Origin of the sequence: Aliivibrio sp. SR45-2 (assembly GCF_963890165.1) — a bacterium.
Classification (GTDB): domain Bacteria; phylum Pseudomonadota; class Gammaproteobacteria; order Enterobacterales; family Vibrionaceae; genus Aliivibrio; species Aliivibrio salmonicida.
In genome coordinates, this window is sequence record NZ_CAWPRC010000033.1 from 70,679 (window position 1) to 95,639 (window position 24,961).

Below are 24,961 nucleotides of genomic sequence, written 5' to 3' on the forward strand. Positions count from 1 at the left end.
TAGTTCTTTTATACCATTTGAAGCATTCTAGTGGCAGTATTAATGGCAAATTCCGTCCCTAATATTCAATAGACAAACATAACGAACTAATTTGCGTATACTTATCAATATTGTCTTCAGTATTCATCCTGATTAAACACTTTCTATGAGAACTTAAATTTGTTAACGATTGAGAGCATCACTTTTACGACAATCAATATGTTCAACTTTGTTGAGCCACCCAATGCGTATTACGATTTTGAAAACATCCTTACCCAAGAAGAGTGGCAGAAGAAACAAGGTTGGTTTAAAAATAAAATTACAGCATTAAACTCTGATGTCATTGGTTTTCAAGAAGTGTTTAGCCCTGAAGCCCTTGAAGCATTAGTTAACTCATTAGGCTATCCGTATTTTTGTACGGTAGACACTCCAAAATCAGAAGATGGCTATGTATTCCATTCACCTGTTGTGGCGTTTGCTTCTCGCTACCCAATTGTGAGTTCTCAGCCTGTTATTGCGGAACCGACGCAATTGGCTAGATTTGGAATTGACTTCGAATTTAACCGCGTTCCTGTTCACGCCAGTATTGAATTGCCTCATCTTGGGATCACCGATTGCTACGTGGTGCACTTTAAATCTCAACGACCTAAAGATCCGATAGAGATAGATGGTATTAATGAACAAGAAGCGACCCCGCTTACTCAACTGCATGATGAGCAATTAGGTTCATGGCTTTCGTCTGCTCAACGTGGGTTGGAAGCAAATACCCTTCATCAGTACATTACGACTCAAAGAAAGAAATCGTCTCAACCCGTTGTGTTAATGGGCGATTTTAATAAACCTTTATTCCATAATGAATTTATCGGCTTACTCTCTCATCAACTAAGATACGATAAATTTAGTACTGATTATCTCACCACCTTTCAGTTAAAAGACAGCTGGGATATATACAGCCAATTAAAGGGAACGGATTTATTAGAAGAACGCGTCAGTACTCATTATTATGGCGCGAAAGGTTCAGTATTGGACTACATTCTATTATCGAATGAGTTTGATAGCTTTTACTCTGGCAGTTTGTTAGAAGTCACTGAGTATCGTGTTGTCGACCTGCATATAGTGAACCCTAAATTCGACATCGACCAATTCAGTACCGATCATGCTTTGGTTTCTATTACTGCCCGTATTCGACAGGCATAAAAAAGGCGTCTAATAATAGACGCCTTCTAATTACTGGCTTAAAACCACATTCGATTACTGACCGCGGTAAGTACAACCCGCCGTACAGGTTTCTTTAATCTCAATCTTGCTTAATAAAGGCAAGCTTGGTTTTACTTCATTCCAAATCCATTTTGCCAAAACTTCACTTGTTGGGTTTTCTAACCCTTTAATATCGTTTAGATAGTAGTGATCAAGACGGTCATACGTTGGTTTGAATGCCGCTTTGATTTCTGAAAAGTCGATCACCCAACCGGTGTGTTGATCAACTTCACCTTCAACGTACAAGCGAACTAAAAAAGAGTGACCATGAAGGCGACCACATTTATGACCTTCTGGGACATGTGGTAAATGGTGTGCTGCTTCAAACATGAAGTCTTTATATAGTTCAGTTGTCATTAGTTAAAATCTCTATTACCTATATTATGAAGAGAGGGATATTACTCTACTTCACTATTAAGGAACAAGTAAGTTCCCAACAAGTCGTTATTATTGATGTTTTTTTCGCCTTTTTTATCGTAAAAATTGATTCTTATACTGAATTTTTACCTTTATAGAGTAACAACACTTGAAGCTATTAATAAGAAAGGTAATATGTCTTCTTGAAATAAAAAATATTCGTGCATGTAGCACAACAATGGAGAATGTAATTAACATGACTTACGCGCCTGTAACAGACGTATTAAGCGGCAAACTAGCGGTTGACAGTGAAGTAACTGTTCGCGGTTGGATCCGTTCGCGTCGCGATTCTAAAGCGGGAATTTCATTCCTAGCTATTTATGACGGTTCTTGTTTCGATCCGATTCAGGCCGTGGTTCCTAATGACTTAAATAATTACAATGAAGAAGTCCTAAAACTAACAACAGGTTGTTCTGTTGAAGTTACGGGGACTATCGTTGCATCTCCTGCTAAAGGTCAAGATTTCGAACTTGCTGCAACAGCAGTAAAAGTCGTTGGTTTAGTTGAAGACCCAGATACATACCCAATGGCGAAAACTCGTCACTCTATTGAGTATTTACGAGAAGTTGCTCACCTTCGCCCACGTACTAACGTGATTGGCGCGGTTGCACGTGTTCGTAACTGTTTGTCTCAAGCGATTCACCGTTTTTACCACGAGCAAGGTTACTTATGGATGTCTGCACCACTAATCACATCATCTGATGCTGAAGGTGCTGGTGAGATGTTCCGCGTTTCTACATTAGATCACGCGAACGTGCCTCTTGATGACAAAGGCAATGTTGATTATGACAAAGACTTCTTTGGTAAAGAAACATTCCTTACCGTATCTGGTCAATTAAATGCAGAAACTTACGCTTGTGCATTAAGCAAAGTGTACACATTTGGCCCGACTTTCCGTGCTGAAAACTCACACACAAGTCGCCACCTAGCTGAATTCTGGATGGTTGAACCTGAAGTTGCTTTTGCTGATCTAGATGATGTAGCAAAACTGGCTGAAGACATGCTTAAGTATGTATTCGAAGCGGTTCTTGCTGAGCGTCGTGATGATCTTGAATTCTTTGCTTCTCGCATTGATAAAGAAGCAATCACTCGTCTAGAGCAATTTGTAAGTTCTGATTTTGCACAAGTAGATTACACTGACGCTATCCAAATCCTTATCGACTCTGGTAAGAAATTTGAATTCGACGTTGAGTGGGGCATCGATATGTCTTCTGAGCATGAGCGTTTCCTTGCTGAAGAACATTTCAAAGCACCTGTTATCGTTAAAAACTACCCGAAAGACATCAAAGCATTCTACATGCGTCAAAATGACGATGGTAAGACAGTTGCTGCGATGGATGTTCTTGCACCAGGCATTGGTGAGATCATCGGTGGTTCTCAACGTGAAGAGCGTTTAGACGTTCTTGATGCACGTATGATTGAAATGGGTATCGACCCTGAACACATGACTTGGTACCGCGATTTACGTCGTTACGGTACTGTACCTCACGCTGGCTTCGGTCTTGGCTTTGAGCGTCTAGTGTCTTACGTAACTGGTATGGGCAACGTTCGTGACGTTATCCCGTTCCCACGTACTCCACGTTCAGCTAACTTCTAATTGGCTTTTTCTTATAGGGCACCAGCTCTGTAAAAATTCGTTCAATAGAAAGCAATGAATACAAAAATGGCGACCATAATGGTCGCCATTTTTTATGTTTGTTATTTTTAAATACCGAGGAATTACCAGAAGCGAACTCGTCCCGTATCGATATGAACAAAGTTACTGCCAGGATAATACCCTACTCCGCCCGCTTTTAATGATAAGGCTGCTTTTCTTACTTCGATTAATGGCACGTCTTCTAAACGAAAATCCATGGCTTTACCTAGCATATGCAAGCTTTTCTTCGCTACACCACCATGTGATTTACCACGCAACATTTCATTGGTTGCTGGTGAGCGATAACCAGAAATGATTTGCACTTGGGTATCACAACCAATTACTTTTTGAATAGCCGATAATTGATCAAATAAACCAGTATCCATATCTATCGTTTCATTTCGACGAAAATCACGACATAAATGATTTAATTTAAGTAACTCAGAATTTGAATATTGTTGTCCATTAAAATATTCGCTTTGCAGTTTCTCACCAGTATGTAAATTCTTAAACGCCAATTCTCTAGGAGATTCAGCAAACTGTGACGCAAAAGAAATCGATGGGAATAAACTTAAACCAGCAGTGGCAACGCCACCAAGAAGAATTTTACGGCGTAACGAATCAAATTCAGGCATGTAAAAACAACTCACTTATAGATAGATGAATCAATAACTGAGCGCAAAGATACACACTTACGTTAACTTGGTCAAATAATGAACAATGCTAATTTGGCTTATTACCCCATTCAATCATGCTTACTTATTGAGCAACAAGGTTTTTATTGTTATGTGAAAAGTAGGTCAATTTTTACTCTTACTCCATTCATCATATCGATATACGTCATTTCTAAATTGAATGGTGTCCGCTTCATCTACCCACGCTGTTTGATAAATGGTATATACCGCTATTTTTTGCGATAACCCTACCGTATTTGTTTTTGGTAATCGATGATAGCCTGCATAATCTTTCGCAGTAAAATGCGATTCTTTCATTAAAAGTTGTGCAAATTCTGACGCTTTCTCTACCCGTATACACCCTGAACTGTAAGCACGATGTTGTTTATTAAATAAAGATCGTGACGGAGTATCATGCAGATAGATAGCATTACGGTTTGGTGTATTAAATTTATAGCGACCTAATGCATTTGCGTTGCCCGACTTTTGTCTTAATTTATAAGGAAAGTTATCAACGGTCATTGTCTCCCATTCAATACTTTCAAAAGGAATCACCTCATCACTTAACCAAGATGGAAGCACTTCATAATTATGCGTTAATAAATAGTCTTGATTCTCAAGGGCTTTTGGTAGGATATCCTCCTTCATTATCTTTGTTGGCACTTTCCAATTAGGGTTAAATACGATGGAGTCTAATCGAGTAATAAAGAGCGGGGTTTTTCTTGCTGGCTTACCTACGATCACTTTACTTTTAAAAACAAGCTCACCTTTCGACCAATACCCCATTTCATAAGAAGGTATATTTACGAGAACAAATCGAGCGTTCTTATTTTCCCATAAACGTAAACGCTGAATATTTAATGCCATAATTCGTACACGTTCATTCGTACTCATATTTAGCCAATACAATGTCCTCTTACCGACAATACCATCTACGACTAAACCATGTCGTTTTTGAAATGATTTCACCACATTTACTAATTCATTATTATATTTATCCCCTTCTTGGTTCAAAAAATAGTGGGTTTGTTCTTCATTTAATTCCCCTGATATTTGCAATCTATATACAAGTGATTTATATGGAATGTCTTGATTCGGTTTCAATAATCGTGAGGAATATAGTTTTGGGGCTTCTTGATGATAAGGATCATAATAACGATATAGTCGTGTGTATAAATCTTGATATTGTTTCGATTGAGGTTTTAACTGACTCACTAACGCCGTTAATGTATCGTCTTCAAAATGTTGATTTACTTTTTCAGTAAGAAATAAAGACGGCTTTCCAAAATCATTATTTAACCGTCCACCAAATAGCCACCGAGTACCGTACTTTGGTATTAATGATTGATACGTAAGCATATATAGTAACGTGTCTGTTGCTAAAACATCGTATTCAAGCCCTTCTGTATTCTGTAAATTTTCGTATCTTTTAGCTAAAGAATTATTCACGTCAGCAAGAATAAGAAGTGCGAATTGATTCTCTATTTCTTTTCTATCCTCGGCACGATTCCATTTACGTTGAGAGTTTGGATATAAACGAGACACATCTGAAGCATAATACAGCGAACCTTGATGTTTTCTTATGTAAGTATCAGCGTCTTCTGTTTGAGCAGATAAGGGAAAATAACAAAAAAGAAGTGTAAAAAATACAATATATCGGCTCATTTATCACCCCTTAAATATTAAGTCCTCTTTATGAGAGTAGACTCAAGGTGATGAATAGCAAGTTTCACTCTTAATATAAAAGCATTAGATATAATACTTATAAATAAGAACTAAAGAGCACCCTTTTTATTTAAATTAGCGGGCATAAAAAAGAGAGCTGCCGAAGCTAACTCTCTATTTTAATTGGATTATAGGTTAAATATTATTGAACAATTTCACCACTTTCAATAACCGTTTTACGCACAATTTTGGTAAAATCGAGCACTTCCTGCCTGATCTGCTCTTCATCAACCGTCAGCATTTCACGATCTTTCATCAATATTTTACCATCCACAATAGTATGACGAACGTTGCCTGAATTCGCAGAATATACAAGCGCTGAATAAGGATTATACACAGGCATCATGTTCGGTGCTTTTGTATCAACAACAATGATATCCGCTAATTTTCCGACTTCGATAGAACCAATTTTATCTTCCATATGAAGCGCTTTCGCCGCGCCCATTGTCGCCATATCAATCACTTTGATTGGAGGCATTGCGGCACGATCTTTATTCACTAATTTGTGTACTTTAGCGACTTGGTTGAACTCATCAATAATACTTAGCGTATTGCCTGACATTGGCCCATCCGTTCCTAAACCAATACGAACACCTTCGTCATACATTTTAAGCGCAGGAGATACCCCTTTTGCTGATTTAATGTTTGCACTCATATTATGAGCAACACCCATGTCTGATTCTTTTACTAGTTCAATGTCTTTATCATCAATCAAAATCATATGCGCACCAATAAGGTTTTTATTAAGCGCTCCGATGCTGTGCATGTATTCTACTGGTGACAGTCCGTTCGCACGTTCAGCAATGACTTCTTCTTCACGATGAGATTCAGCTAGGTGGATCATTACCGGAACATCCAACTCTAACGATAATTTAGCAATTTTTTGTAGCGTTTCAGTTGTATTTGTATATGGAGCATGAGGGGCAAATGCTGGTGTGATACGAGGATGATCTTTATATTCTTCAATAAAGTTTAGTGCGTACTGAATCCCCTCGTCTGCATTTGCTGCATCTGCAACTGGGAATTTAATGACGCTTTCACCTAGAATTGCACGCATACCGATCTTATCAACCGTTTTCGCGACTTCATCTTCAAAGTAATACATATCAGCATAAGTGGTTACCCCACCCTTAACCATTTCTACATTACCTAAGTTAGCACCAATACGAACCATATCGCGTGACACTAACTTTTTCTCTAGAGGGAAGATATAGCGGTGTAAACGATCTGGAACGTCATCACCTAATGAACGAAAGACGGTCATAGAAGCGTGAGTATGAGTGTTAATTAAACCCGGTAAAACAATATCACCATCGACGTCTAATAGCGTTTTTGCGACATATTTAGAGGCAATGCTTTTATCGCCAACAGCAATAATTTTATTACCAGAAATAACAACAACACCATTCTCAAATATCTCTTTCGAATCGTTCATTGTTAGTAACGTTGCATCGGTAATCATCAAGTCAACTTGTTGCGCCGAACTTGCCGAAAACGAAAATAGTGAGCTTGCAGCAATCGCAACAGCAAGCAGTGATTTTCTTAAATACATGAATAAACTCATCAATAGTAAAATATTGGCGTGAATGGTATACGCTATTATTTTTATATCAAGCATATTGTCAATAATATATATGGCACCCTTCACATTTCCCTTTCAAATGGTGACTCTATAGCAATAAAAACAAACCAAATAACGACAGCTGTCACATAACCAAGAGTTTATTCCCATATAACTCAAAATACATACAGTCTATCAAACCATAAAAAATACTCGTAAGTGATTGGTTTTACAACCGCTAATTATTAATTCTCTCAATAAAAATAATTCTCATTCTCTTTTTGATGAGTTAAACACCATTTTTATCACTTTCAATTACGTTAACAATATGTAAACATTCTGTTGATTTCTCAATTAATAGAGAAACATTACAAGGACTCACCTATTAGTGAGCACAATATTCTGGAGAAAAAATACATAATGAAAAAATCACTTTCAAGTAGAATTTTTATAGGTTTATTCGCTGGCCTATTAATTGGTACCGCGATTCAATACATGTTTAATGGGGTTGCGTTTTTTGATTCGTTCCTACTAGGAGCAGCAGAAGGCGTTGGTGGGATGTTTGTTTCACTCATCAAATTACTTGTTGTTCCTCTCGTTTATGTCTCTATTGTTTGCGGTATCGTTGAACTAAAAGACATTGCTTCATTTGGTCGTCTTGGTGGGAAAACTTTTGCTCTTTACCTTATTAACACCATCATCGCGATAGCCGCAGCATTAACTGTCGGTATGATCTTTGCCCCTGGTGCTGATGCGAACTTAGCGGGAACCGTTGTCGCAGGCTCTGTGGAACTGAAAGCAACGGAAACACCGGACATCTTCTCACTCATTACGAATATCGTTCCTAGTAACCCTGTAGAGGCTTTTGCTAGCGGTAATATGCTACAAATCATCTTTATGGCAATTTTAACGGGGCTTGCCATTCAAGCGCTTGATCATCGTGGCGGTCCTGCGATTAAAACGTTTAAAGTTGCCAATGAAATCATGATGAAGCTAATTAGCCTAGTAATGAGCCTAGCTCCTTATGGTGTGTTTGCTCTGATGATTCAATTAGGTGCGACGCTAGATGCAAATACCTTAATGTCAGTTGCAGGTTACGTGGCTCTTGTTATTTCGATGCTTGTTTTCTGGATTTTTGTTTTTTATCCAATCATGGTTGGTTTATCAACTGGGATTTCACCTAAAACATTTTTACGTGCAGTACGTGAGCAAATTTTATTCTCACTTTCAACAGCAAGTTCAAATGCGACCATCCCTGTAACGATGCGAACATTAACTGAAAAGTTAAACGTATCTAAATCTGTGGCCGGTTTTGGTGTTCCATTAGGCGCAACCATGAACATGTCTGGTGTCTCTATTTATATTGCCCTTGCCGCTATCTTTGTTGCTAATGCTTTTGGTCAACCTATCGGCTCTGCAGATCTATTTACATTAGGCTTCACTATTCTATTACTTTCCATTGGTGCTGGTGGTGTTCCGGGTGGTGGTGTTGTCATGGTCGGCGTTATTTTACACCAACTTGGCCTTCCGCCTGAAGGTCTTGCTATTGTGGCCGCGGTTGACCGTATTAACGATATGTTCTGTACTTCGTCTAATGTTGTTGGTGATACCGCAGTAAATACCATTGTTGCCAAATCAGAAGGTGAAATAGGTAAAGCAGAATCAACCACTGATGAAGTATTTACTGAAAAAGTAAACGGCTAGTTCTATATTTAGTATAAATATCAATAAAAAGAGAGAGCTAGTTATGCTCTCTCTTTATATTCAGACATAAAGCATTTATAATGTGACTACATTTTTTTTACATCTTTTGAGCTATGAAGCCTTATTTTCTGACCACTTTACTTTTTCTTTTCCTATCATCTTTTAAAAGTAACGCTGAATCCCTTTCTCTTTACTCTATGAATACAGGTTCATTCCTTTATCACCTCGTTCCTTACGATCCTGATTCACATCAATACTTTGGTAATCAATACTTTTCTGTCGAACGTAAGTTTTCTGAAGATTCAGATTACAGCTTTATGGTGGGCACCTTTCTAAATAGCCAAGCCAATCGCTGTATGCTAATCGGCGTCAGAAAAGACTGGTATCGTGTTAACGACAAATTAGTCATCAAAGGAATGTATTCATACGCTGGAGAGTTCTTCGTTGATGCTTTTGAAAATTGTGGTGACGGAGGGATCTATGAAACCGCAAAAGAAAAAGTAGGGATAGCTTTCGCCCCTTATATTTACCATGCCGCACAATACAATCTAACCGATTATTTTGGTGTTGAAGCTGGTTTTATTCTGCCGGGTATCATTGTGATGAGTATGCAGTGGAGTTTCTAATGTAGAAACGAAACTAAAATAACGCGCATAAAAAAACCACGATTCAGTAAATGAAATCGTGGTTTTTTATTATGGTGAGAAGAAAAAACGCTTATTCGCTTTCGTTTTCTTCATCTTCTTCTGTTACTTCACCACGTAAATCAAATTGAACGCCTTGTAGGAAGTTACGTAAAACTTGATCTTTACAAATACGGTAGTGTTTATGATCGGCTTTACGGAAGAATGCACTCAATTCATGCTTACTTAGACGGAAGTTAACTAACTTCATTAAGTCTAATACTTCATCCGCTTTTAAATTCAAAGCAATCTGTAATTTTTTAAGAATAATGTTGTTCGTTAGTTTTTGCTCTGGCTTTGGTTGCTCGCCTTCACGCTTACCACGTCGATCATTGATGAAACCATTTAGAAACGTTGCTAATTGAACATCTTGACAGCTTTTGTAATCTTTATCTTCGTCTGATTTTAACCAGTTACATACTTCTTCACGAGTTACTTTAAGATCTGCTGCACCAAATAGGGCGATCATTTTTGTATCGTCGAAATCAAAAGTATAGCGAATGCGTCGTAGAACGTCGTTATTAGTCAAGGTAAATCCTAAATGTCTTAATATAAATTAGAGGCAGACTATAACTCGTAATGTAGATAGGTAAAAGATTTATGTCGTTTCTGGATATAAAAAACCCGAGAATAATCTCGGGTTTCATCACAATCGCATAAACGTTAACAGTATTATAACTGACGCAGTGCGTTAATACGTTTTTCTAGTGGTGGATGGCTCATTAATAGCTCAGTCAGTGACTTTTTACCATTAATACCAAATGCCATCATAGAGCCTTCAAGTTGAGATTCTTGTCCCATTCGTAGGCGCTCAAGAGCCGCTATCATTTTATCTTTACCGACTAAATTAGCAGCACCTGCATCCGCATAAAACTCACGATGACGGCTGAACCACATCGTTAAGAAACTGGCTAAGAAACCAAACGCAATTTCTAATACCGTTGAGACAATAAAGTAAGTCATAAAGCTACCGCCTTCGCCCTCACCTTCTTCATCATTAGAAGTAAACCCACTCACTGCATTCGCGATCATACGAGATAAGAAGATAACGAAGGTATTCACGACACCTTGCATTAATGTCATCGTAATCATATCACCGTTAGCAATGTGGCTCACTTCATGCGCTAAAACAGCCTCTGCCTCATCACGAGTCATGTTATGTAATAAACCAGTAGATACAGCGACTAGAGAGTCATCACGTTTTGCACCCGTTGCAAACGCATTCATATCTGGTGAATCGTAAATCGCTACAGTCGGCATACCAATGCCCACTTGTTGTGCTTGGCGAGAAACGGTTTCCATTAACCAATGTTCAGTTTCATTACGTGGTTGTTCAATAACTTCACCACCCACTGAACGTAATGCCATTTTTTTGGACATTAATAAAGAAACTAATGAACCACCAAAACCAAATAATACGGCCATAACCAGTAAGCCAGATAGGCTACCTTGCTGAATCCCCGTGACTGCATAAACAATATTCAATACAATACTGAATACGATCATTACCGCTAAGTTTGTTGCTAAAAACAGCGCAATACGCTTCATTTATTCTTTCTCCGATTAATAATTTAATTCTACTCATTGATTTTGTTTTTTTGAGCAGACACCAAACGCATCTAGCACGTTTAATAGGTATATGCATAAGATAGTGTCATTTCCCACAAATACAAGGGTTTGACGCACTTTGATACACTTTCTTTTATCTATTCACCTTTCTATTCTCTTTCCGTTTCTCTTCACTCAAATAACCGAGAATAAAATCACTTTAGACTTTGGTCGTATTGTCAAAGCAAGTAATTCAACTTACTTTGTGATCAAGAAAAATCATGAGTAATAACATCAAGGATTGAACATGGCAGAACAACAAACTTACCTAATGGCAATTGATATGCTTTGCTGTCACCTAGGATTATCTAAAGAAGAAGCGAAAGCACAACTAGGTATTGAATCCACGAATGATATTGAAAGTAAGATAGCTGACACTCAAGAGGCATTATTGAGCCTATATCAATAACTAAAGCATCACATACAAAAAAGGCAGCTTACTAATTATTAGCAAGCTGCCTTTTACTATTCTATAAACGGTTATTTATAAGCTAACACTTATGCAGTAACCGTTGCTGCTTCTTTCGCTTTCATTTCACCAACAGGCAATACAGTACGACCGTACTCACCGTTAATGACTTGAGCCATAGAGAAGTACATTGCACTGAAACCACAGAATAGACCTACATAACCAGCCATGTGGCCAATTACTACGCTACCTGTGAAATCGCGAGCTGAAAGCAATGCGAACAAAATAGTTAAGCTACCAAATACCACTTGCTTAGCACGTGGGTAATTAAATGAACCCAAGAACAAGAAGAATGTTAGAACACCCCACATTGCAAGATACCAACCCATGAAAGCAGGTGATGTTGCTTGGCCTAGGCCCATTTCAGGCATAAGAATTAGACCAACTAACGATAACCAGAAGAAACCGTAAGAAGTAAATGCAGTCGTACCAAACGTGTTACCTTTTTTATACTCCATGATGCCTGCAATTACTTGCGCGATGCCACCGTAAAAAAGACCCATTGATAAGATCGCAGTATTTAAAGGAAAGAAACCAGCGTTATGCAGGTTTAATAACACAGTTGTCATACCAAAAGCCATTAAGCCTAATGGTGCTGGATTCGCAAGTTTATTTGACATGCTGGAGCCTCAAAAAAAAGTGTAATGATTAAAAAAGTATTTAGCGTGCGCATTCTATTTACGAGTGACCAACATCACAACTACCAATTATGGAATCTTATATTCCACTTATGCGATTATCATAAGTAAACCCTCTTTTTACGACTCCGTAACAATAAAATAAATTTCTCCCTCTTCTATTTAGACTCTCTGCACATTTCCGATTACACTAACTATCCTGCTTTATATATAGAGACCCATCATGGAATTGGTGTTTTCCCTTTTACAGCAATTAAGCGTTTATCTTGTTCTTGCTTACCTATTAAGTAAAACACCTTTATTTCTTCCTATTACGACGATTTCTGGTCGTTGGAGTCACCGCTTCCTTTGTTACATCATTTTTTCTGGCTTCTGCATTTTAGGCACGTATTTTGGACTCGCTATTCAAGATGCCATCGCAAACACCCGTGCGATTGGTGCCGTTATGGGCGGTGTATTAGGTGGGCCTTTAGTTGGTTTTTTAGTTGGACTCACAGGAGGATTACATCGCTATTCTATGGGTGGATTTACCGATTTAGCCTGTGCAATATCAACGACGGCAGAAGGACTATTAGGTGGTTTGTTTCATTTATACTTTCTGAGAAAGAATCAAATAGACCAGTTGTTTAGACCAAGAACGGTCTTAATGATCGCCTTTATCGCTGAATTACTTCAAATGGCGATCATTCTCATCGTTGCTAAGCCATTTGACCAAGCTTATGTACTCGTTTCATCTATCGTTTTACCGATGATTGTTGCTAACTCTATTGGTGCAGCCATGTTCATGAGTATTATCCAAGATAGAAAAGCAATTTACGAAAAATATTCTGCCGCTTTCTCTAATAAAGCACTGAATATTGCACAACGTTCAGTGGGTATTTTAAGCCAAGGCTTTAACCAAGAAAACAGCGAACAAATTGCTAAAATAATTTATGAAGAAACAGGGGTTGGTGCTGTTTCGATTACCGATAAAGAAAAAATATTGGCTTTTATTGGTATCGGTGATGATCACCATTTACCGGGAACCCCTATTGCCTCGGATTACACACGAAAAGCAATTATACAAAGCAAAGTGATGTACATTGATGGGGATGAGCATCCTTACCAATGCTCAATTAATGACAAATGCAAGTTAGGTTCAGCCTTAGTTATCCCACTCATTGGTGTAAATAATGAGGTAATTGGAACCATTAAACTGTATGAACCGAAACGTAAATTATTTTCCTATATCAACCTTACGCTGGGAGAAGGTATTGCTAAACTGCTCTCAAACCAAATTCTTGCGGGGCGATATTTACAACAACAGACTTTATTAACTCAAGCTGAATTACGGTTATTGCAAGCTCAAGTGAACCCCCACTTCCTATTTAATGCATTAAATACCATCAGTGCTGTTATTCGTCGCGACCCAAACAGAGCAAGAGAACTTATTCAGCATTTATCTCAATTTTTCCGCCGAAATTTAAAACAGAACTTTGAGCAAGTCACCTTAAAAGAAGAGTTACATCACGTACAATCTTATCTAGAGATTGAGCTCGCCCGTTTTGCTGACCGATTAACCGTAAATATGGACATTGATGAACGTTTATATTCATTAAAGCTGCCCACTTTTACGTTGCAGCCGCTAGTTGAAAATGCCATCAAGCATGGGACGTCAAATATGTTTGAAGAGGGAGAAATTACAATTAAAGCCTATCTTTCTCATCACCAAGTCATTTTAGAAGTTATCGATAATGCCGGGTTATACATAGAACAAGAAAACAGCGATGGATTAGGAACGAACATTGTTGATAAACGTTTAAAAAATCAATTTGGTGATGCCTTTGGGTTAACAATGTCTTGCATTGAAAACCAACAAACCAAAGCCACTATTCATTTGCCAGTAGAGACTATTACTCATGCTTAAAGCCATTGTGATTGACGACGAATTGTTTGCTCGTGAAGAGTTAATTGAACAACTGAATGAAATTGGTCACATTGAGATCATAGCGGAGTGCGGTAATGCCATTGATGGCTTAAAGCAAATTAACCAACGTAAACCTGACGTTGTATTTTTGGATATTCAGATGCCTAAGATCACAGGAATGGATCTTATTAGTATGCTTGATCCTGATACGATGCCTAATATTGTCTTTGTTACCGCTTATGATGAATTTGCAGTAAAAGCCTTTGAGGACAATGCCTTTGATTATCTCTTAAAACCCATCGACCCATGCCGTCTTAAAAAAACAGTCAAACGTTTATTAGCCGCAGAGACAAAACAAGATCTATCCCCTATCGCTCAAACAGAGATTGAATTGATCCCCTGCTCTGGTCATAACCGCATTCTTCTTTTGCCCTCTCATGATATTGAAGTGGCTAGCATTCAAGCATCTGGGGTTGAGTTGCTGACAAAAACAGAAAAAGCATGCACTCAACTGACTCTAAAAGTCCTTGAAGAAAAAACGCCATTGATCCGCTGTCACCGCCAGTTTTTAATTAATCCCCATTTCATTAGAGAGATTAAATTGCATGACAATGGCACAAGTGACATTGTAACGCAAAGTGGTCACGTGGCCCAAGTAAGTCGTCGGCATCTTAAAGAAATTAAAGAACGTCTTGGCATACAATGCTAAATTTATTTTTTATAACGTCATCGTTACACGAACAAAAACCACTTAACATTAAATAACACCACTGAACCTCTTATCTTAACCACTCACCTTTTTTGGACGTGAACTCTTTACGCCCATCAGTATGATAACCAACATATTAATTTACCTATTATTACATTAGATAACTTTTACAAGGAATGAATTATGGTTTGGTTTCTAACTTGCGTTGCTGCACTGATTGGTGGCTACTTTATTTACGGCGCATTTATTGAAAAAATCTTCGGCATTAAAGAAGACCGAAAAACCCCCGCTTACACAAAAACAGACGGCGTTGATTTTGTACCAATGTCGACACCACGAGTCTATCTGGTTCAACTTCTAAACATTGCAGGTGTCGGTCCAATTTTTGGCCCAATCATGGGTGCCCTTTACGGCCCTGCAGCTATGTTATGGATTGTACTTGGCTGTATTTTTGCCGGTGCAGTACACGATTATTTCTCAGGTATGTTATCTATTCGTAATGGTGGGGCTTCAGTACCAACGATTACCGGAAAATACTTAGGCAATGGCGCAAAACACTTTATGAATGTGTTCGCGATTGTTCTACTTCTTCTTGTTGGTGTTGTCTTTGTATCGGCTCCAGCAAGTATGCTAACAAACCTAATGAATGACCAATTTGATTTAGGTGTCACGATGACATCAATGGTTGTTATCATTTTTGGTTACTATATCTTGGCGACGATCGTGCCGGTAGATAAAATCATCGGTCGCTTCTATCCATTATTTGGCGCTCTATTGATTTTCATGTCTGTTGGTCTAATTTCAGCCATTGCATTATCAAGTGATCACTCAGTTCTTGGTAGCTACGAACCGAGCCAAATGTTCACAAACATGAATCCAAATGATTTACCGCTATGGCCTGCTCTATTCATCACGATTGCTTGTGGTGCAATCTCAGGTTTCCACGCAACGCAATCACCATTAATGGCGCGCTGTATGGAAAATGAAAAAAATGGCCGTTTTGTGTTTTACGGTGCAATGATTGGTGAAGGTATTATCGCGCTTATCTGGTGTGCCATTGCTCTGTCTTTCTTTGATAGCATGGAAACACTTCAAGCGGCTGTCGCAAATGGTGGCCCTGGAAACGTCGTTTATGCCTCTTCATTTGGTCTTTTGGGTACTTTTGGTGGCATCCTCGCTTTCTTAGGCGTTGTTATCCTACCAATCACATCGGGTGACACAGCATTCCGCTCAAGCCGTTTAATCCTTGCTGAATACTTCAACATGGAACAAAAAACACTTCGTAACCGTCTATTAATGGCGCTTCCACTGTTTGTTCTTGGTGCAGTATTAACACAAGTTGACTTCGGTATTATCTGGCGCTACTTCGGTTTTGCTAACCAAACCACCGCAGTAATGATGTTATGGACAGCCTCAGCTTACCTACTTCGTCACAATAAACTGCATTGGGTAAGTACCGTCCCTGCTATCTTTATGACAAGTGTTTGTATTACGTTTATTTTAAGTAATCATCAACTTGGCTTTGGTTTACCAATGACGCTATCAACCATTACTGGTGTTGTGTCTTCGTTTGTTATTGCAGGCTTGGTGATTGTAAAATCAAAAGGAAAAGGCGAAATTGATTCTGAAGACGAGAGTTTACAGTCTTAATCAATAAATAAAGCGAGTGTTATAATCGCTTTATTTCGTACATAAAAAACCGAATCACATTCATGATTCGGTTTTTTATTGGGTGTAATATCTCCAAAAAATGGAAACAAATAAAAACGGCAGTGATACTGCTATCACTGCCGTTTTATCAAAGATAATTAGATTAACTTAATTTATTTCTTTGCCGCGATGCTCGCGTAATCACCTAATAATTTAGACAAAATAGGCAACCAATTCAATGCATCTGTTGGCGGTTTCATCAAAATGGTTTCGACCAATTCACAGTGCTGCTCAAGAGTGACGGCTTCTTCTAAATTAAACAACATCGCATAAGCATGCCATAAAATAAGACGCATCATACGTAAACTATTCTGTTGTGAATTATCCGACTCAGAGAACGCGTGAGTCACCTCACCAAGAGCCACAGCAGCAAGACGAAGCATGGCATCAAGTTGAGCCGTTTGCATTCTGTCTTCATTCACTGTTTCTTCTTGATCAAAGGTAAAAATCTCTTTCATCGTTTCTTCTGGAACCATACGACTAACAACGCGATGACTGAATTCTTCTAAGTCATGTCGTGGCATCGTCACTAGGCATTCAAAAGTATAATCACGTTCCATTTTATAACCTTACTTTTTTAGCTTAGTAATGCCAGCTTTCTTCTGGATTGCATTTTTTAGACGCATACGACGTTCAGCAGATGACTGATCTTGGTTCGCATTAGTCGCATTATTTGTACGACCTTTACGATCTTTAAATCCTGCTTTCGTATTCACTTTTTCAATGTAAGATTCACGGCTTTTTGGTTCATAGCCAGGTTGCTCAACACGGTGAATTCGTTGTTGGATAAGTGTTTCCACTTGAACAACCGTTAACTCTTCTTCACGGCTAACAAAAGAAATCGCATGACCTTTTTTACCAGCACGGCCTGTACGACCAATACGGTGAACGTAATCTTCAGCCAAGAAAGGCATATCGTAATTAATTACGTGTGGTAAGTCAGCAATATCAAGACCACGAGCAGCAACATCCGTTGCAACCATGACACGAGCTTTACCTTCTTTAAACTCTTCTAGAGCACGACGACGAGCACTTTGTGCTTTATCACCATGACAAATCACCGCTTTAATACCATCAAGCTTAAGCTCTTTAACGATATTGTTTGCGGTTTCTTTATAGTTAACAAAAACCAATACTTGTTGCCAGTTTTTACGACCAATTAATTCTGATAGTAATTCAGTTTTACGTTCTTCATCTACCGGATAAACAACGTGTGATATTGTTGTTGCCGTCATGTTTTCACGGTCAACTGAAATACGTTTTGGTTTACGTAAAATATCACTCGCTAACTTATTCATTTGCGCTGAAGACGTCGCAGAGAACAACATAATTTGCGGCGCTGAATTAACTTCCATCATGATATTACGGATTGCGTTAACAAAGCCCATGTCTAACATACGGTCAGCTTCATCGAATACTAAAAATTCAAGGTTAGCGATTGATACATTGCCTTCTTCTATATGTTCTTGAAGACGACCAGGTGTCGCTACTAAGATATCAACACCAGGATCAAGCGCTCGTTCTTGAGAAGACATCTTTTTGCCACCAAATACAGCCGTCACTTTTAATGACGTGTATTTCGTGTAGCTAATAATATTTACTGCAATTTGCTCTGCAAGCTCACGAGTTGGAGCCAGAATTAACGCACGAGCTGAACGACGAGTCGCCGATTTTTTGGTATCTAATAATCGTTGAATTACAGGCAATGCAAACGCAGCAGTTTTACCTGTACCCGTTTGTGCATTAGCCAGAATATCATGACCTTTACGCGCCAAAGGAATAGCTTTCTGCTGAATTGGGGTTAATTTTTGATAACCACATTCAGTTAATGCTTTTACGACTTCAGGTGCAAGACCTTGAGATGAAAATGACATAAAGTGGATTCCTTAAGCGAACAGTCTATCTATTCAGTGATATATAATTTAGCCGCGCATTATAGATGATTTATGGTGAGTTAGCGCACATTTTTTGTTACTCAATCATAAAAAAAGGCAGAAATACCAAAGTACTTCTGCCTTTTTACTCATTTATTTTTAAAACGACCGAATTAGTGAAGTTTTAGGTTTGGACGTAATACTCGATTAATACGACCAACAAGCACGATCAGTGCTGTTTTAAAGACACCATGTAAGGCAACTTGGTGCATGCGATAAAGTGAAATATACACAATACGAGCAATACGACCTTCAATCATCATTGAGCCTTTAGTTAGGTTACCCATTAAGCTACCAACCGTTGAGAAGTTGCTTAATGACACTAAAGAACCATGATCTTTATAAACGTATGGTTTCATTTCACGATCAGTCATCTTAGCGATGATATTCTTAAACGCATGGCTTGCCATTTGATGAGCAGATTGAGCACGAGGTGGAACAAAACTACCGTCCGCTTGTTGGCATGATGCCAAGTCACCAATAACAAAAATACAATCATCACGTGTTGTTTGTAATGTTGGTTTAACAACAAGTTGATTGATTCGATTCGTTTCAAGACCTGCGATGTCTTTCATGAAATCAGGCGCTTTAATACCCGCAGCCCATACCATGATTTGTGCAGGAATAACGTCACCATCTTTAGTATGTAAACCTTCTGAATCGGCTTTTGTTACCATCGTTGCCGTACGTACATTCACACCAAGTTTCGTTAATTCACTGTGTGCAGAAGCCGAAATACGAGGAGGAAGAGCAGGAAGAATACGTTCACCCGCTTCCACTAGGCTTACATTCAATTTACTTGAATCTAAATCACCAAATCCGTAAGAACGAAGTTCTTTAACCGCATTATGCAATTCAGCAGAAAGCTCAACACCTGTCGCACCCGCGCCAACGATCGCAATATCTACCGTTTTTTGTGTTGGATGCGAATGTAACTTCAAGAATTGATTATTCATTTCAGTACGGAAACGATTCGCTTGTTCAGGACTGTCTAAGAAAATACAATTATCGCGAACGCCCGGTGTATTAAAATCATTTGATGTTGAACCAATAGCAAGGATCAAGAAATCATAATCAATATGACGAACAGGAACAATAACTTCACCATGCTCATCTTTAATGACAGCTAACTTGATTTGTTTTTTCTCACGGTCAATATCGCACAAGCTGCCCATTTGAAAATCAAATGAATGGTTTTTAGCATGTGCACGGTAACTGATTGCATCAACACCTTCATCCAAAGACCCTGTAGCTACTTCATGCAGTAATGGTTTCCATAAATGGCTCGTTTTACGATCAACCAACGTCACTTCAGCACGGCCTTTGCGACCCAGTGTACGACCAAACTTAGTAGCAAGCTCTAAACCACCAGCTCCACCACCAACAATAACAATCTTAGTCATTGCAATCTTCCTCTAAAAAATAAAAAAGTGTATTAACCCGAATACTCAGATTAAAAAATTGATGCTCTCAACATGTTTTATTACATATAGTAAAAGAGAGTCTTGAGGAAACGGCGTTCACGTCACACTAACTTAGAGCAATTTATGCTTCTTATCGTTCTATTTTTTCATTATATCTTTCTATTTCTGATGTTATCAAGCAGATATAGATGTTATGGAGAAGATTTTTTTTGAGGTGTAAAATAAATGACTAAATTGAAAGTTTTTGTAACAGAAATGAGTTTCTTTGGTTTAGATCAAAAAACCCCACGAAATAGTGAGGTTTTGATTATGTTACTAAAATAAGTTTTTGTCTTTAAATCAATGTTTCTTCGTCTTTAAATACTTTCATCGCTTGGAGATGTTGTGAGATTTTTTTAAATTTATGCCCCTCACTTTCATCCCAAATCACTTGGTAGTAAGGTTCAAGTTCTGCCGCCGTTTCAGCATTATCTCTGATTTCATCACTTCTTGATAAAATACATAAGCAATGCTCTTTATTCTTTTGACGGAACTTCTCAATGCACTTAGTTGCAATATCAGCGTATTCTTCAGGTCGATCAATTCGCCCTTCCATGTTCACTTCAGGATGCAAATTAGGATTAAACATCACTTGGCGAATACCACATAAGAAACCAATACGCTCCGCCCAGAACCCACCGAGGCCGACACCGCAAATAATTGGGTTTGGATCACCCGCTTGCTCTATCACTTTAGACACTTCTTTTAATAAGTGCTGCATATCATGTTTAGGATGCAGAGTGCTGTAATTAATAAAACGTACATCTTCATCAATGAATTGAAGCTGCATCACTTTTTCATGATTACCTGGGCTGGTTGAGTCGAAGCCGTGAAGATAAATAATCATGTATTCCCCCTGTTTCTTGAATAAGAACTTTCCATATAGTAAATTTAATCTACCATGAAAAATAAGGTTTTAAAGCCCTTAGCTTGAGCAATAATGAGAACAGTGATCTACCTTAGATTATTACTTATTTATTTCTGAATTAAAGGTAATAATTTTTTTAGCTTGTTCATTTCTCGCTCAGCCAACTCTTGATAACAGTGATCTTTAAGTAATTGATGGCCTAGCGTGAACCATAGCGCCCCCATAAAGCACACCCAAGGTGTCCAATAGGCCACCGCTTTTTGCCAAGGTTCGATGTCAACGTTACGCTGCTGACAATAATCAGAAATAACCTCATCAGCATCAAACTGATTAGCAATAATCATCGTTGTTAAATCTTGACTCGGATCACCGATAGAAGCGTACTCCCAATCAATTAAACCATAGCCTTCTTCCTTTACAATTATATTATAAGCCCCAATATCATAATGACATAAACAGGTAGTGAACAAAGCCTGTTCTTCTTTTGTAGAAAAATAGTCAACGTAAGTTTGCATTTCTCTTGTTTGATTTTCTGTTTTTAACGCTGACCAGTAATCCAAAATGCGTGATTTCAAACTCATCACATCATTTTTAAGCTCATCAGTGAACCTATCTATTGTCAGTTGGTGGACGGAGACTAATAGTTCGATCGCAACACCTTGAGCTTTATCAAGAGCAATCACTTCCCCATCAAACCATTCAACTAACAAACCATGTTCATTTGAGTCATGTACTCTTGGGGTTGAAGGGACTGCATGTAACGCTGTTAAAATGTCACGTTCTTTATCTCGATCAGCACCAAGTAACTTCGCTTGCTCTGAAACAGGACGCCAAACAAAAGTCCCCTCTTTCGCTTCTACTTTTAAACAGGCATTAGTTAATCCCCCCGTAAGTGGCTCAACATGAATAAGATCTAATTTTAGCGTATTTAAACTCATAGGTATCCTAGACTCTTTAAAATGGAAACATGGTTTTATTGTTTGAATTTAGAAGTTCAAATAATGCTTTTAAACCCTTTTTAAATTTCTCATCTGAATTAATTGACATTAAAGATAAACGAACATGGTTCAAGTGCGTATCTGTAGCATTAAAATAGCTACCACTACTTACAATTAATCCTCGATTTTTTGCCTCTAAAACAAATTGATCTTGTTGCCAATGCGCCATAAGCGGTAACCAAACATGATAACCATCTGTTTTTAAGTAACTATTGCCAAAAACCTCATATACCATCTCTTGTCGGCGTAAAGCTATCTCACGTTGATAGTTTGCTAGTTGATAAGCGACTCCTGTTTCAATCATGTCACTCGCAGCAATGTAATTAATTGGAGAAGATAGCCAAATACTGGCTCGAATTTGAGCACCAACATTTGAAATATATATATCAGGAACCTTAACAAAACCACATCGAATTGCAGGGCTTATTGCTTTAGATAAACTTGTAATATGAAAGCCTTGTTCCGGTAACCAATTACAAATAGCAGGAATAACTTTTTCATTCAAAAAACCATAAATATCATCTTCAATTAGATAAATATTATTCTTAATAATGACGTCTGCAATTTCTTTACGACGAGCTGTGGGCATCGTTATACCAGTTGGATTTTGAAAGCTAGGAATAACGATGACTAATTTAGGTTTATGCTGTTTAATAACTCTAGTTAAATCTGTTGGGGACATCCCTTTGTCATCAAGCGCTACACCCACGATTTGCCTACCAAGCAAACTCGCAATAGCAATAATTCCGGGATAAACCAACGCTTCAATAGCAATGGTATCACCGGGCTTAGTCAATACCTCAATCAATAAAGAAAGAGCATGTTGTGCGCCATTTGTCAGTAAAGTGTTATTGGCATTACCACCAACTAAACCATATTCTTTCGCCCAATTCACACCTGCTAAACGGTGAGTTTCATGCCCTGAGTGCTCCGTATATCCAATGAGATCTGAGGTTAATTGACTAGCTGCTTTCTCTAATGCTTCTTTTAACGGTTGAACATTATGGCTCAAGCAAGGTTGTAATATTGAAAAATTATAGTCTCCGTTGTCTTCAGAAGATTGAATCACTTGATCTAAACATGACTCACCACATACAAAGGTTCCTCTGCCTACAAATGGCTCAACTCTCTTTTTATCAGCAAGCAATTTATAAGCTTTCGCGATAGTAGCAGGTGTTGTCGATAACTCATTAGCTAGCTCTCTATGAGGAGGAAGTTTAAAGTTTGGGGGATATATACCGTCAATAATTCGTGACTCAATAGTCTCCGCTATTTGCTTAAATTTATTTTCACTCATCTACTCACCGGCACTAAATCCAAATATGACAACATTATGACCTAGTTTATTACTAGCAGATTATGAATGAAATACTTTAATACAATTTAATTGACATATGTCACTAGGTTGTTTTATAGTCAAACCTCAGTTGGTAATTAACATATAGGACATACGGAAAGTGTTCAATTTAAAAAAAGAAAGCAGCCAAGAGCTGCTAAAAATAATAGAAATTCATATTCCTTACGATTCAGCAAGGAAATTAAGCAGCGCATTTTCTCACTTGAGATTAGGAGATGACAAATCATGGCTAAGAACTAGTCACTGGTTCGGAACTACAATAAAGCATTGTTTAACAAAAGAACTTAATTATACAATTTCTAATTTCAAAGAAAATAAAGATCAACAGGCATTAATTATTAGAGGCTTACCTATTGATCAAAACCTTTGTAAAACACCATATAATGGCTATGTTTCACCAAGTAAATTACCCATCATCAGCGCCATTAACATTGGCATATATCAATTAGCTAAAATTGAACCAACTTCATATCAAAGTGAAAACGATGGACTGCTATTTAGACATGTCGTTCCATCACTAAAAGGGCGAAATGATAAATCCTCACACGGTTCAAAACATACTTTTGGTCATCATGTCGATAATCCTGATCTTCCCCTTACTAATGAAAAAATAACAGATAAAAGTGGCTGTCCAGAGTTCCTATCTCTAATGTCACTACGCTCAGATCTAAAAGTTAATCTAATTTCATACTCGTTGATGACGTACTTAATCAATTAAGTAGCGGAGTTATTGAACAGTTGAGTAAACCTCACTTTGAAATTTCAAGACCGGATTCATTTAAACAATCTGTTAAAACGATTCTCCCACTTATCAGCTTTGATAATGATGGATTGGCCTACTGCCGTTACGACAAAGAAAATACAACACCACTCACAACAGAAGCTGCAGCCGCTCTTGTTATGTGGGAAGCACAACTCAAAAATACAGAGTTAAATAATGCCATTACTTATCAACCTGGCGATTTCTTAATCATAAAAAATCAACGCTTAATGCACAGCAGAGAAGGATTTTCACCACGAGATGACGGAACAGATCGCTGGTTAATTCGCTTATTCGGCATGAGCTCATTAGAACGAATTATCCCTATTAATGAAGAAAATAAACATATTGCACAAGACTAGGAGCATAGAATGGAAGCACAAAAAGTAGCATTTATTGGATTAGGTGTAATGGGATACCCAATGGCTGGGCACTTACAACACTCGGGACTAGAGACAACTGTTTATAACCGTTCTTTAGATAAAGCCCTTCAATGGTGTACTGAATACAAAGGTTTTTTAGCCTCAAGCCCTGCTGAAGCAGCTAAGAACTGTGACATTGTATTTATTTGCGTAGGAAATGACGATGATGTCCGAAGCGTTGTTTATGGGCCAGAAGGCGTACTGGAAGGAATGAAAGAAAATGCCATTCTTGTTGATCATACAACAGTTTCAGCTGACTTAGCGATAGAGCTTGCGCAACAGTGCAAACAAAAAAAGATCAACTTTATTGATGCTCCTGTTTCTGGGGGGCAAGCTGGTGCAGAAAATGGAACTCTTACGAGTTCATTTCCCATTAATTCGTCGTGGTTGTTTAATCGCTGGCTTATTGGTCTTTATTGAAACCATGAAAGAGTTGAATGCTGCACTATTGCTGCGCCCATTTAACTTTGAGACTTTGGCAAC

23 protein-coding genes and 1 pseudogene are annotated in these 24,961 nt (G+C 38.1%); 11 read left to right on the top strand and 13 right to left on the bottom strand.

Features of this window, described 5'->3' with window-relative positions; translation table 11 throughout:
- Positions 1-198: 198 nt before the first annotated feature.
- Positions 199-1,176: an endonuclease/exonuclease/phosphatase family protein gene (locus AACV33_RS01815; protein WP_182699769.1), complete on the top strand. Its 978-nt coding sequence runs from the start codon at positions 199-201 to the stop codon at positions 1,174-1,176.
- A 54-nt stretch (positions 1,177-1,230) separates the two neighbouring features.
- Here AACV33_RS01815 and queD read toward each other — a convergent pair whose 3' ends face one another.
- A complete protein-coding gene (gene queD / locus AACV33_RS01820) occupies positions 1,231-1,593 on the bottom strand; it encodes a 6-carboxytetrahydropterin synthase QueD (RefSeq protein ID WP_012550036.1) in 363 nt (120 codons plus the stop codon).
- A 256-nt stretch (positions 1,594-1,849) separates the two neighbouring features.
- Here queD and asnS point away from each other — a divergent pair, with 256 nt between their 5' ends.
- On the top strand, positions 1,850-3,250 hold the full coding sequence (gene asnS, locus AACV33_RS01825; protein ID WP_012550035.1) for an asparagine--tRNA ligase: 1,401 nt from the start codon (positions 1,850-1,852) through the stop codon (positions 3,248-3,250).
- 122 nt (positions 3,251-3,372) lie between these two features.
- On the opposite strand, the gene AACV33_RS01830 is transcribed toward asnS, so the two are convergent.
- From AACV33_RS01830 to AACV33_RS01840, 3 genes are all read right to left on the bottom strand, one after another.
- Entirely contained in the window at positions 3,373-3,924 is a 552-nt protein-coding gene (locus AACV33_RS01830; RefSeq protein WP_017020501.1) for a YcbK family protein, read from the bottom strand.
- A gap of 165 nt (positions 3,925-4,089) precedes the next feature.
- Complete coding sequence (locus AACV33_RS01835; protein ID WP_182699770.1) at positions 4,090-5,628, bottom strand: L,D-transpeptidase family protein; 1,539 nt, start codon at positions 5,626-5,628, stop codon at positions 4,090-4,092.
- A gap of 202 nt (positions 5,629-5,830) precedes the next feature.
- Entirely contained in the window at positions 5,831-7,240 is a 1,410-nt protein-coding gene (locus AACV33_RS01840; protein WP_023603126.1) for an amidohydrolase, read from the bottom strand.
- A 429-nt stretch (positions 7,241-7,669) separates the two neighbouring features.
- Here AACV33_RS01840 and AACV33_RS01845 point away from each other — a divergent pair, with 429 nt between their 5' ends.
- Positions 7,670-8,953: a dicarboxylate/amino acid:cation symporter gene (locus tag AACV33_RS01845; RefSeq protein ID WP_182699771.1), complete on the top strand. Its 1,284-nt coding sequence runs from the start codon at positions 7,670-7,672 to the stop codon at positions 8,951-8,953.
- 197 nt (positions 8,954-9,150) lie between these two features.
- The gene (locus tag AACV33_RS01850; RefSeq protein ID WP_231850897.1) at positions 9,151-9,579 is read left to right on the top strand and encodes a hypothetical protein; all 429 of its coding nucleotides are present in this window, start codon (positions 9,151-9,153) and stop codon (positions 9,577-9,579) included.
- A 91-nt stretch (positions 9,580-9,670) separates the two neighbouring features.
- Here the strand turns inward: AACV33_RS01850 and AACV33_RS01855 are convergent, their stop codons facing one another.
- Complete coding sequence (locus AACV33_RS01855; RefSeq protein ID WP_012550029.1) at positions 9,671-10,165, bottom strand: YehS family protein; 495 nt, start codon at positions 10,163-10,165, stop codon at positions 9,671-9,673.
- A gap of 143 nt (positions 10,166-10,308) precedes the next feature.
- Positions 10,309-11,184, bottom strand: a complete 876-nt coding sequence (gene htpX / locus AACV33_RS01860) for a protease HtpX (protein WP_012550028.1) — start codon at positions 11,182-11,184, stop codon at positions 10,309-10,311.
- Positions 11,185-11,491: 307 nt separating this feature from the next.
- Here htpX and AACV33_RS01865 point away from each other — a divergent pair, with 307 nt between their 5' ends.
- Positions 11,492-11,653: a hypothetical protein gene (locus tag AACV33_RS01865; protein WP_012550027.1), complete on the top strand. Its 162-nt coding sequence runs from the start codon at positions 11,492-11,494 to the stop codon at positions 11,651-11,653.
- 89 nt (positions 11,654-11,742) lie between these two features.
- On the opposite strand, the gene AACV33_RS01870 is transcribed toward AACV33_RS01865, so the two are convergent.
- Complete coding sequence (locus AACV33_RS01870; protein WP_017020505.1) at positions 11,743-12,333, bottom strand: acetate uptake transporter; 591 nt, start codon at positions 12,331-12,333, stop codon at positions 11,743-11,745.
- Positions 12,334-12,574: 241 nt separating this feature from the next.
- On the opposite strand from AACV33_RS01870, the gene AACV33_RS01875 reads away from it, so the two are divergent.
- The 3 genes from AACV33_RS01875 to AACV33_RS01885 all read left to right on the top strand — a co-directional run bounded on the left by AACV33_RS01875 (position 12,575) and on the right by AACV33_RS01885 (position 16,616).
- The gene (locus tag AACV33_RS01875; protein WP_017020506.1) at positions 12,575-14,257 is read left to right on the top strand and encodes a sensor histidine kinase; all 1,683 of its coding nucleotides are present in this window, start codon (positions 12,575-12,577) and stop codon (positions 14,255-14,257) included.
- Positions 14,250-14,966: a two-component system response regulator BtsR gene (gene btsR / locus AACV33_RS01880; protein WP_023603123.1), complete on the top strand. Its 717-nt coding sequence runs from the start codon at positions 14,250-14,252 to the stop codon at positions 14,964-14,966. Before AACV33_RS01875 ends, btsR begins: the two co-directional genes overlap by 8 nt.
- 183 nt (positions 14,967-15,149) lie before the next feature.
- Positions 15,150-16,616, top strand: coding sequence for a carbon starvation CstA family protein (locus AACV33_RS01885; protein ID WP_017020508.1), 1,467 nt, complete (start codon positions 15,150-15,152; stop codon positions 16,614-16,616).
- A 173-nt stretch (positions 16,617-16,789) separates the two neighbouring features.
- On the opposite strand, the gene AACV33_RS01890 is transcribed toward AACV33_RS01885, so the two are convergent.
- The 6 genes from AACV33_RS01890 to AACV33_RS01915 form a co-directional block, all read right to left on the bottom strand.
- Positions 16,790-17,236, bottom strand: a complete 447-nt coding sequence (locus AACV33_RS01890; RefSeq protein ID WP_012550023.1) for a hypothetical protein — start codon at positions 17,234-17,236, stop codon at positions 16,790-16,792.
- Positions 17,237-17,245: 9 nt separating this feature from the next.
- Entirely contained in the window at positions 17,246-18,550 is a 1,305-nt protein-coding gene (locus AACV33_RS01895; RefSeq protein ID WP_012550022.1) for a DEAD/DEAH box helicase, read from the bottom strand.
- Between the two features lie 173 nt (positions 18,551-18,723).
- Positions 18,724-20,013: an NAD(P)/FAD-dependent oxidoreductase gene (locus tag AACV33_RS01900; RefSeq protein WP_017020510.1), complete on the bottom strand. Its 1,290-nt coding sequence runs from the start codon at positions 20,011-20,013 to the stop codon at positions 18,724-18,726.
- A 355-nt stretch (positions 20,014-20,368) separates the two neighbouring features.
- Positions 20,369-20,920, bottom strand: a complete 552-nt coding sequence (gene ycfP / locus AACV33_RS01905) for an alpha/beta hydrolase YcfP (RefSeq protein WP_012550020.1) — start codon at positions 20,918-20,920, stop codon at positions 20,369-20,371.
- A 128-nt stretch (positions 20,921-21,048) separates the two neighbouring features.
- Complete coding sequence (locus tag AACV33_RS01910) at positions 21,049-21,879, bottom strand: phosphotransferase (RefSeq protein WP_182699772.1); 831 nt, start codon at positions 21,877-21,879, stop codon at positions 21,049-21,051.
- Between the two features lie 16 nt (positions 21,880-21,895).
- On the bottom strand, positions 21,896-23,236 hold the full coding sequence (locus tag AACV33_RS01915) for an aminotransferase-like domain-containing protein (protein ID WP_182699773.1): 1,341 nt from the start codon (positions 23,234-23,236) through the stop codon (positions 21,896-21,898).
- Positions 23,237-23,396: 160 nt separating this feature from the next.
- On the opposite strand from AACV33_RS01915, the gene AACV33_RS01920 reads away from it, so the two are divergent.
- The 3 genes and pseudogenes from AACV33_RS01920 to AACV33_RS01930 all read left to right on the top strand — a co-directional run.
- On the top strand, positions 23,397-24,014 hold the full coding sequence (locus tag AACV33_RS01920) for a hypothetical protein (protein WP_255458510.1): 618 nt from the start codon (positions 23,397-23,399) through the stop codon (positions 24,012-24,014).
- 20 nt (positions 24,015-24,034) lie between these two features.
- On the top strand, positions 24,035-24,418 hold the full coding sequence (locus AACV33_RS01925; RefSeq protein WP_255458512.1) for a TauD/TfdA family dioxygenase: 384 nt from the start codon (positions 24,035-24,037) through the stop codon (positions 24,416-24,418).
- 9 nt (positions 24,419-24,427) lie between these two features.
- Positions 24,428-24,838: pseudogene (locus AACV33_RS01930) on the top strand (NAD(P)-dependent oxidoreductase); the annotation flags it as partial.
- Positions 24,839-24,961: the final 123 nt, after the last annotated feature.